Raw genomic sequence first — 10,079 nt, 5'->3', positions numbered from 1 at the left:
ACCGCCAGCCCGTCACTATAAAAGTCCAATTCAGAACAAGCTAGTAGAGGGGCATGAAAAGGCACCGCTTTCCCCCAAATTGGATCATAAAGATTGGTCGTCCATTCAGCACCTGCCACATTTCTTACCCCATAATCATCTTGATTATGTTTATAGTATGTCGCGTTGACTACCCATTGATGCCCTACTGGTCCTGTATTAAATTTCCCTTTCAACCCCACATCTGCCGACTTTTTATCGACATCAAATGCCAGTTGACCAATATTTGTTTGGAAGGTTCCAATGTTATCTAAAACAGTTGCTGACATCGCGCCATTATATTTATATTCTGTTTTACTTTGACCATAGGTGACATACCCCATCATGTTGTTGGTCAGATCATATTCACCACGTATCATCGCGCCCTTGTCTTTAATGTCAACAAACGACCAATCTGGATTGAGTAAAGTTTCTGGTTTAGGTGGTTTTGGAATAGCGATATCTTTTCCAAGGTTGATGCCTCGTGTTACGCCATCAACTCGATCTTTGGATGTATAAATATCTGTCGAAACACGCGCACGATCACCGCGCCAATCCATTCCTAATGAAAATACCTGGGTTTTCAAGTCCTGTTTTTCTACTGGTCCAGAACCATCCCGATATACCGCATTTGCTCGCACACCGAATTCTTTGTCCGCGCCAAATCGTCGTCCAACATCTAAATGCCCACCAAACTGAGAGTCAGACATATATGTCGTAGTCAAACGGGTTAATGGCTCGTCCGTGGCGCGTTTGGTCGTGAGATCAACTGTCCCACCAATAGAACCAGTTGGTGGCATTCCATTTAGTAATGCAGATGGGCCTTTAAGTACATTTACTCTTTCAAACATTTCAGGTGAAGTTCGATAATATGGGCTTATACCAAACAACCCATTCATAGACATATCACTCGGGCTCGACTCAAAGCCACGGATATAATAGTTTTCACTCCAGCCACCACTTGCTCCATTTGTGAACACAGATGGATCCGTTTTCGCAATCACACTTGTTATATCTTTTGCCTGTTTATCTGCGATATATGTATCCGTATATGCAATGGTATTAAATGGATTTTCCATAAAGGTTTTATCACCTAAAAAACCCAAAGAGCTGTTCGATGAAACCTGCCCACCTGCGTAGCTATCTTCTTGTTCGGCTTTTACGGTAATGATCGGTAACGATGCGACATTCGACTGAACATTTTGTTGTTGGTCAATGCCCTTTGTCGAGACATTTGCCATATCAGCATGCGCATTTGATGCGCAGATCATAAAGACTGTGCCCAATGCATAACCAAATCGTAACGCCATTCTTGCAGAAGCAATACCATTTAATGCAAATGAATGTTTTTTAAATATTTTACGATGTTCATTTTCTAAATTACGGTTATATATAACATTATTCATTTGAAGACCTTTAATGTTGTGATTCATTGTTCTATGTACCATCTACTTGAAATACCAAGCAAAATAGTGAAAACTTATGCTTTTAAAATCTTATTCAGCTATTCTTGATGCAGCTTATTGGTAGCCTTTTTTCACGTCATCCATCACTATTTTGAGCGAAGTTGGGCTTGCGGCAGTGGTGTACCACGCATCCGCATCGACAAAAATGACGCGACCATTTTTCCAAGCCTTGGTTTGACGTAATAATGGATTCTCTACAGTTTCAGCATTAACTTTTGAACGACGTTCCATCACGGCAGTGCGATCGACGATGTAAAGAATGTCTGGATCTGCCTGTTTAATGAATTCGCTCGAAATCGGCTGTCCATGCAAACTTGTATCTTTAGCCTTACTTGCTGGTTTTACCCCGAATGCATTAAAAACAAAGCCATATCTGGACTGGATACCAAAGTTGCTAAATGCACCATTATTATGTAAAACGACCAGTGCCTTTTCAGGACGATTGGCGGTTACTGCCTGTACTTGCTTCACTTCTGCATCAAGTGCCAATGCTTTCTCACGAGCCAAATCTTCTTTATTGAATATTTGACCTAAAGTCATCAAATGATCTTTAACGAGATTGATATGATCGCTCTCACTATCATTAAAATTAATATCGTAATGAATAGTTGGAGCGATCTTAGATAACTCCTGATAGTGATTAACATGCAGTGGTGTCATCAAAATCAAATCTGGTTTTAGTGCATATATGCGTTCCATATTCGGCTGTACAATTGCACCTAAATCTTGAATTTGCTTATCACTTTTATACTTTTCCAAAAAGTGCGGAACATAATCTTTTGGCATCCCTATGATCGGGATATTTAATTGATCCAGAAAATCAGCTTCATTCATATCAAGTACAGCAACGCGTTGCGGAAGATAATCAACGACGGTACTTCCAAGCATATGCTTCACCGTGATCGGTGCAGCTAACTTCTGTACATTTTGGGGAGTATCAGCAGCTTTTTGATCGCATCCTTGTAATGTTATAGCCGCTGTTATGATTAGGGCTAAACCCCAATACTTTCTTTTACAGTTCATCTTTATTCAAGCTCCAAATGAGTTGAAGTAATTACACATACAGCCACGCTCACTGTATGTAATTTCAAAATCAAGCTCATACAGATCCGTTAATTGCGCCTCTGTAATGACTTGTTCTGTTGGTCCACTAAAATGAAGTTTGCCGTTCTTTAATGCGACAATATGGTCTGAGTAATTGGTGGCAAAATTGATGTCGTGAATCACCAAAATCACCGTCCGGCCTTGTTCATCGCATAAACGTCGCAATGCACGCATAATTTGAACGGCGTGTTTCATATCGAGATTATTTAGGGGTTCATCTAATAAAAGTACGTCTGTCTGCTGGGCAATCGTCATCGCTAAAAAAGCCATTTGCCGTTGACCGCCACTAATTTCATCAATATAAGATTTGCGTAATGGCTCTAAAGAAAGGAATTCAATCGCATCATCAATGATTTGATGATCTTGCTCAGTTAAAGCGCCACGGCTATATGGGAATCGACCAAATGAAATCAATTCCTCTACAGTTAAACGCAGATTAAATCCTGGGGCTTGCCGTAAAGTTGCAATCTTTTTGGCGTATGCCGCAGTACTGATATTGGCAATATTTTGATTATTTAAAAAAATATTACCTTTATCAGGCTCAACTAAACGCGCCATCATCATGAGCAAAGTCGATTTTCCCGCACCATTTGGGCCAATCAGTGACGTCACTTGCTGTGTAGGAAACTCAACATTTACGTCAGAAAGTACAGGCTTTGCGCCATAGGATTTATGAATATTCTTGACGTTAATCATGTAACACCTCTGGCACGAACCATCAGCGTAAGGAAATAGATACCACATACGAGATTGACCAGAATACTGACAGTCGTTTTGTAATTGAAAACATGCTCAACCAAAATTTGAGCCGCAATAAAGATGGCTATCGTGACTGCACATCCGAGGGGTAAGGTTAATTTATGCTTATAATTGCCCGCCAATGCATAGGCGATATTTGCAACAAACACCCCCATAAATGCTGTAGGGCCAATCAGACTTGTAGATACTGCGACCAAAATCGCAATCATTGCCAAATAAAAGCTGACATAACGATGATGGTCAATTCCAAGTGATGTCGCTTGTTCACGACCTAAAACCAGAACATCCAGCACAGGCAGTGTTTTTCTGCCCAGCCATAAAACCACTGCTACGGCTAAACTAGAATAAAAAAGTGTTTCTGGTTGAGAGCGATTAAACGTGGCATAGCTAAACCCTTGGAAAACAGAAAACTCGCCAGGACTGATTTTAAGCTGAATAAATTGAGTAATCGTTCCAACGACCAACGTGAGGACTAATCCCAATAGCAGTAGCAAAAAGACATCGTTTCGACCAAATGGCAATAACCACTTATGAATCACCCACGAATAGAGCAGCATTAAAATAAGAGAAATAAAAAAGTTGCCATTTAATCCCAATAGGGTTAATCCGTGCGTCCCGAGAACAAACAGCAGTAAAACCTGCCACAATAAATAAATCGCTTCATAGCCCATAATTGAAGGGGTTAAAATACGATTACCAACTAATGTCTGGAAAACAATCGAGGAAACTGCAACACAAATACCGCCTAAAATAATTGTTGCAAGACGAACAAGCCGTTTTGGAATGACATAATCAAAATCCAATCCCGAATTTAGGAATACAAATACTAGAGCTAGACACAGTACTATCAGAAAAACAATCCATAGCTTCGCCATACGCATTATCGAAGCCCTCTCAAAATGAGGATCAGGAAGATAATGCCACCCACACCTCCAGCCGTTAGCCCAATAGGAACTTCAAAGGGATAAATAATTGAACGACCAATAATGTCACAGAGCAATAATAATGAAGCACCGCCTAAAGCGACGATTGGTAAGGTTTTAGCTAAATTTTCACCGTATTTCAGTGCAACTAAATTTGGAACAACGAGCCCAACAAAAGGAATTGCTCCGACAGTGATGACCGTTGTTGACACAGTAATTGCAACCAGTATTAAACCAATAGCAGCCATAACCGCATAACTCAATCCTAAACTCGAAGCCATCTCCTCACCCATTCCAATCACGGTAAAGCGATGTGCAAACAAGTAAGTCAATAAAACAATCGGGAAAATGATGTAAATGATTTCATAGTGACCTTGGACGATTCTTGAAAAATCCCCCATGAGCCACCCTTGCATACTTTGTAAAATATTGGCGCTATAAGCATAGAACTCAGCTAATGCACTCAGCACACTGCCATACATCAAACCGATCACAGGGACTAATACCGTATTCCTAAAACGGATACGGCGAATAATTGCGATATAGATTAAGCTGGCGATAAAACTAAAAAACATCGCAAACAGCATCTTGCTAAATGTGCTCGTTACTGGAATTAGTGTTAATGACACCAAAATACCCAGTTTGGCCGCATCTAAACCGCCTGACGTCCCTGGCTCTACAAATTTATTGCGGACAATGTGCTGTAAAATCACACCACACACCGACAATCCAATGCCAGTTAGCACAATCGCAATCAAACGAGGTATACGGCTAGCTGTGAGCGTCAGCCAGCTATCTCCAGAAAAGGAAAGCAATGCAGACCATTCAATTTGCTCAGCACCGAGCAACAATGAAACGATACATAAAATGATAAATAGACAAAATAAACCCAGTTGCATTAGGGGCATGCCCCACTAATACGCGATAAAGCTGATAAAAATTGAAAATGGAGCTGTATACAAAAATGATGATTGAAAATATGTTCAATATTTAATGTGTTTATTGACCTTTCATGATTGAATATTCTCATGAAAATTCCTTAATTTTGTCGTGACTAAATGGCAAGCTCTCCCAAGAACAATGAATTAAGATCAATATTCGTGGGTCTATAAAATCATTTTTAAGCGGTATTAACTGTCTCAAATAAAAATTATTTATTTACTAATCAATATTTTATAAAGCTATTAGTAAATTATAGGTTATTGTCACAGTCATTATTAAAAATGATAATCTTGATGTAAATGAGAATCAATTATAGTATGTTTTAAGTAAAATGTAACCCCTGTTACTTCATGTAAAGCGTTGAGGTAGTGATAAATTCATTCAAAACCTGGGGATTTTACACGCATGCAAACACATAACATCATGAATTATATAATTTTTAATCTGATGCCTAAAATTTGCGAAATGAAAAATGATCAAAATAGCTTAATTTATAAAACAGGATTCACTTATGTTGGCACAACTTTCCGAAACTTCATCTCTCATGCCTGTTAGTGACTACGAAGAGCGCATCTGGATGTTACAATTACAACAACCAGAGCAAGTAGCTCGTCACTTTAATCTATGGAAGCTAAATCAAGCGTCTAATCTCCCACTCATTAGCAAAACAATTCGAGAAATTGTTGAAACTACACCTGATTTGAATGTTCGTTATAAATTTAGTGATGACGGTGATTTATATAAATATCAGTTTGATGATTGGTCAGCTTGCTTGGAACTTAAAACTAGCAAGCTTGAAGAAATATTTGACCAAGTAACGCGATTAAAAGCACAAGTTTGGAATGCAGAAATCAATCCACCTTTTTCTACTTATATTTTTGATACTGAACAAGGTTTTTTTCTACTTTTAATCCTTCACCCCATTCTCGACCAATCCTATCAAACAGCCAATTTCATTGAGGCAATAAAAGATAAATATCTACATTACTCAAGAAACAACGCTTCACTCATGCTAACTGAAATTGAAATACCAAATCATCTTGTTGAAAACACGACACAAACTCAGATAGAAAATGATCAAAGCTACGTTTCTCAGGTCATTTTGGAGGAGTTTCGAAATACACTCGCCGAGCCTGAGCTGACCTTAGATGATGACTTTTTTGATTTTGGTGGTCACTCCTTATTAGCAACACGGATTATTGGAAATTTGCTCAACAAACATGGGATTGAAATTCGATTTAATGATTTCTTTAAATCCCCATCTGCTGTAGGTTTGGCAACCTATGCCTCCATCAAAACCGAGAGAATTAAAACCAATACTTTAAAAAATATAGAAAAAGCCCCGCTTACTCTGGCTCAAGATTTTCTTTGGCAAGCATATTCAAGTTTCGATTTCAGTCCAATTTATAACCTACCATTTGCAGTAGAGTTTTTAGAAGAAATAGATGAAGGTATCTTCTTTCAGGCAATTAAAGATATCGTGGAGAGACATGCAGGTTTGCGTACAACATTCCATACTCATGATGGACAGACCTATCAACAGACTGTCCCAATTTCAGAATTGGATCAAAAAAAATGGTTTTGGGGGAGAAATGAAAGCAAAAATATCACGCTTGCAAATGAAGCCTCATATAAATTTGATCTTCGCCATGAGCTACCGATCAGAATACGCTTACTTCGGAATGCACAAGGTCGTCAAACATTATCATTTTTAGTCCATCACATGGTCATTGATGAGTGGTCTTTAAACACGATTATGTCAGACCTCAGACATGCTTATCTTGCTCGATCAAATGACAAAACACCTATATGGAAAGCACCAGCTCACACTATCCATGATTTTTCGTTGCTTCAACAGAAACAAGGGATCAATCAGAATCACATTGATTACTGGACAGATATGCTAAAGGGTGCAACCAAAGGCTTACAACTCACTATCCCAAATCAAGCGTTTGATATTCCGAAAAAAACACCTCAGGTCAAATGGCTAGAACTCAAGTTTGAATCAGAAATGCATAACAAGCTTGCTAAATTTGCTAGACAGCACAACGCTTCTATTTTTACAGTTCTCTATACCACTATCGCTGATGCTTTGCATAAACAAGGACAACTCAAAGAAATCGTGATTGGTACATCTGCATCTGGGCGAACTGATCCTGAATTTTTTGATACCGTGGGCTACTTCACAACAATGGTTGCTCACCGTACTGTATTTAATCCAATAGACTCATTCCAATCATTACTTCAGAATATTAGTACCATGATTAATGATTCAATGGCATATGCGGATATCCCCATTAACCATATACAAAAAGCTTTAGGCATGCGTGCCGACGAAGGATTATTATTCGATGTGTTTATCCATATTCATTCAAATAATGCATTAAATGGTGCATTAGAAGCACCACATGGGCGGGATATTCCTTACCGTCAAATCTTGCCTGAACGCGAAGAATCTATGTTCGGCTTACATTTTGAAATCATGGAAAATGTCATTGATGGACAACATCAACTCAGTATGATTATCACCTATCAAGCGCACCGCTTTCCCACTCCACTTGTTGAAAGTATTTGCGAAAAAATGAATGCAACCTTAGCACAAATCTAAATTTCGTATAAACCGTATCATCGCAATTGTGTGCTTAAAAGAACGGATTATCCATCCAGCTTTTAAGCACATTGCAATTCAAGTCTACTCAAACAAGCATCCATGCTATTGCAAAATAATCTAAGGATTTATTTTCTGCTGTACTCGATTCACAACATCTTGAACCGTTTTACATGAGATCAATGCATAAAAATCAATTTGTGTACCAAGCTTTTGAGAGAGCTTCTGTGCAATAACCATCAGTTGTTTCGGCTTAATTCCAATATCCAATATCTCACTTCTATAGAAAATCTCCATTTTTTCATCTTTATTTTCATCGATATATTCACGAAAAATCATCAAAACAGAATTTCCAACATTATCAAATCTAGATTGCGCTTTTGCAGAAGACGAGTAAATTTGATCTTGAGCCGATGTCTGCAACGTTTTTCGATCAACCTTACCATTTCGGGTTAATGGGATATGATCGACGGCTAAATATTTAGATGGGATATGTGAGTCCGGCAAATAAGCTTTTAAAAAACGCTTTAATTCTAAACCATTTAACTCAGTACTATTATCACGATCTGCTAATGTGTAAATCGTCACCAACTCCTGTGTTTCAGTGGTTGGATGCGTACACCCCACCACAACACAATGATGAATATTCGGATTCTTCGATAAAGTATTTTCAACTTCAACAGCTGAAATTCTCACCCCTTTTATCTTTAAATAGCCATCTTGACGCCCAGCAAAAATAATATTTTGATCAGCTCTGAAATAGCCTTGATCACTCATACGAAATGCAATTTGTCTTTCATTCTCGGTAACTTGAATTTCAACAAAATCTTGGTAATCAAGCTTTCCATCACGTAAATATCCATTTGATAAATTTATCCCCACCATATACATCGTGCCCACCTCACCCGTTTGGCAAGGCTGCATATTTTCATTTAGGATAAAATATTGATTGTTCTTTAATGCTTTGCCATAAGGAATAACCGTCTGATCCGTATCACCAATTTCATGCCATATACTCCAAATTGTGGTTTCTGTAGGGCCACCCAATGAAAATAAGCGCGCATTCGGCAATTGTTGTCTTAACTTGGATATTAATGAAGGTTTTATATAGTCACCTCCTTGTGCGATTAAACGGAGCGACTGTAGTTGCTCCGTGCGGGTCACACTGACCAACATATCCACAATCGCTGGAACACTACTCCAAATCGAGACTTTATATCGTTCTACTAGCTCGGCCCAAACCACAGCGTTTTTACTCTGTTCAAATGACGGAACAATCAAAGTTGCACCAACAGCCAAGGTAGCAAATACATCAAAAACAGACATATCATGGTGAAAAGGTGTTATCGCTATAACAACATCATCAGAACTGAGCTTCCATTCTGCGATGGTATGCGAGAGTACATTTGCAGTTGCTAGATTGTTTAATACAACACATTTCGGCATACCAGTACTTCCAGACGTATATAAATAATACGCTGGTAAACGATTGATCTCATAACGCCATTCTGGATCACATACGATGGTATTGAGTAAGGCCTCATTGATATTTAAATTCGGTATACCTTCTACCAACGAGTCACTGACCACAATCTCAGCACGACTATTTAAGAGTAAATAACGAAGCCTTGATGATGGTGAATCCATATCAATCGGTAACCAAATCACCCCCGTTAACGCACAAGCTAAAGCGGTATAAATATGTTCAGGGCTTTTTCTCAAACAGATTGCGACCACTGATCCTATTCTTAAATCCTGCTTTTTTAATGCAGAAGCAATCTTAATGACATTCTGTCCTACTTCAGCATAGCTGATCTGCTGACCATTGAATATTAATGCTGTTTTATTCGAGTTTCTACCTGATATATTTTCATAAATTTTTTTCAGGTAATTCTCTAAATCTATATTTTTACTATTAAATTTTAGTAAATCTTGATTTAAATCTTTTTGCATACAGTTCAATCCTCAACATATTTTCTATTTCATACTTTCAAATCGAACATTCAAAAATAAAGTGATAAAAATACTGGAAAATGATCATTTAAGGCATCATTGATTTTGATCCAGATAGCTCAAAATGGATTGTCAAAGTAACCATTAAAAATCTTCTCTCTTATATTTTTTTGTTCGAGGTTTGATAGCTTAGCAAAATAATACAAATGATAATCATTTTCAATTGTTAATTAATGAATCAACCTCAACGCGACTCTGAATATTATTTATTAAAATAAATTATGAATATCAAAGATCTAAATTAAA

At 38.0% G+C, this 10,079-nt stretch carries 7 protein-coding genes; 1 reads left to right on the top strand and 6 read right to left on the bottom strand.

Annotated features, from left to right (window positions below; translation table 11 throughout):
- The 5 genes from J2Y37_RS08425 to J2Y37_RS08405 all read right to left on the bottom strand — a co-directional run.
- Positions 1-1,451, bottom strand: a 1,451-nt coding sequence (locus J2Y37_RS08425; protein WP_349032530.1) for a TonB-dependent receptor plug domain-containing protein, incomplete at its 3' end; no start/stop codon positions are given.
- A gap of 87 nt (positions 1,452-1,538) precedes the next feature.
- Positions 1,539-2,507, bottom strand: a complete 969-nt coding sequence (locus J2Y37_RS08420) for a siderophore ABC transporter substrate-binding protein (protein WP_241323417.1) — start codon at positions 2,505-2,507, stop codon at positions 1,539-1,541.
- 6 nt (positions 2,508-2,513) lie between these two features.
- The gene (locus J2Y37_RS08415) at positions 2,514-3,284 is read right to left on the bottom strand and encodes an ATP-binding cassette domain-containing protein (RefSeq protein ID WP_349032529.1); all 771 of its coding nucleotides are present in this window, start codon (positions 3,282-3,284) and stop codon (positions 2,514-2,516) included.
- Entirely contained in the window at positions 3,281-4,222 is a 942-nt protein-coding gene (locus tag J2Y37_RS08410) for an iron chelate uptake ABC transporter family permease subunit (protein WP_349032528.1), read from the bottom strand. The genes J2Y37_RS08415 and J2Y37_RS08410 overlap by 4 nt, the downstream gene beginning before the upstream one ends.
- 5 nt (positions 4,223-4,227) lie before the next feature.
- On the bottom strand, positions 4,228-5,169 hold the full coding sequence (locus J2Y37_RS08405) for an iron chelate uptake ABC transporter family permease subunit (protein ID WP_005196141.1): 942 nt from the start codon (positions 5,167-5,169) through the stop codon (positions 4,228-4,230).
- Positions 5,170-5,723: 554 nt separating this feature from the next.
- On the opposite strand from J2Y37_RS08405, the gene J2Y37_RS08400 reads away from it, so the two are divergent.
- Complete coding sequence (locus tag J2Y37_RS08400) at positions 5,724-7,820, top strand: condensation domain-containing protein (RefSeq protein WP_349032527.1); 2,097 nt, start codon at positions 5,724-5,726, stop codon at positions 7,818-7,820.
- Between the two features lie 120 nt (positions 7,821-7,940).
- On the opposite strand, the gene J2Y37_RS08395 is transcribed toward J2Y37_RS08400, so the two are convergent.
- Entirely contained in the window at positions 7,941-9,773 is a 1,833-nt protein-coding gene (locus J2Y37_RS08395) for an AMP-binding protein (RefSeq protein WP_349032526.1), read from the bottom strand.
- Between the last annotated feature and the right edge of the window lie 306 nt (positions 9,774-10,079).

Origin of the sequence: Acinetobacter sp. 3657 (genome assembly GCF_031456775.1) — a bacterium.
GTDB lineage: Bacteria > Pseudomonadota > Gammaproteobacteria > Pseudomonadales > Moraxellaceae > Acinetobacter.
Note: the sequence above shows the minus strand (reverse complement) of the source record. Positions and strands in the feature narration are given on the sequence as shown.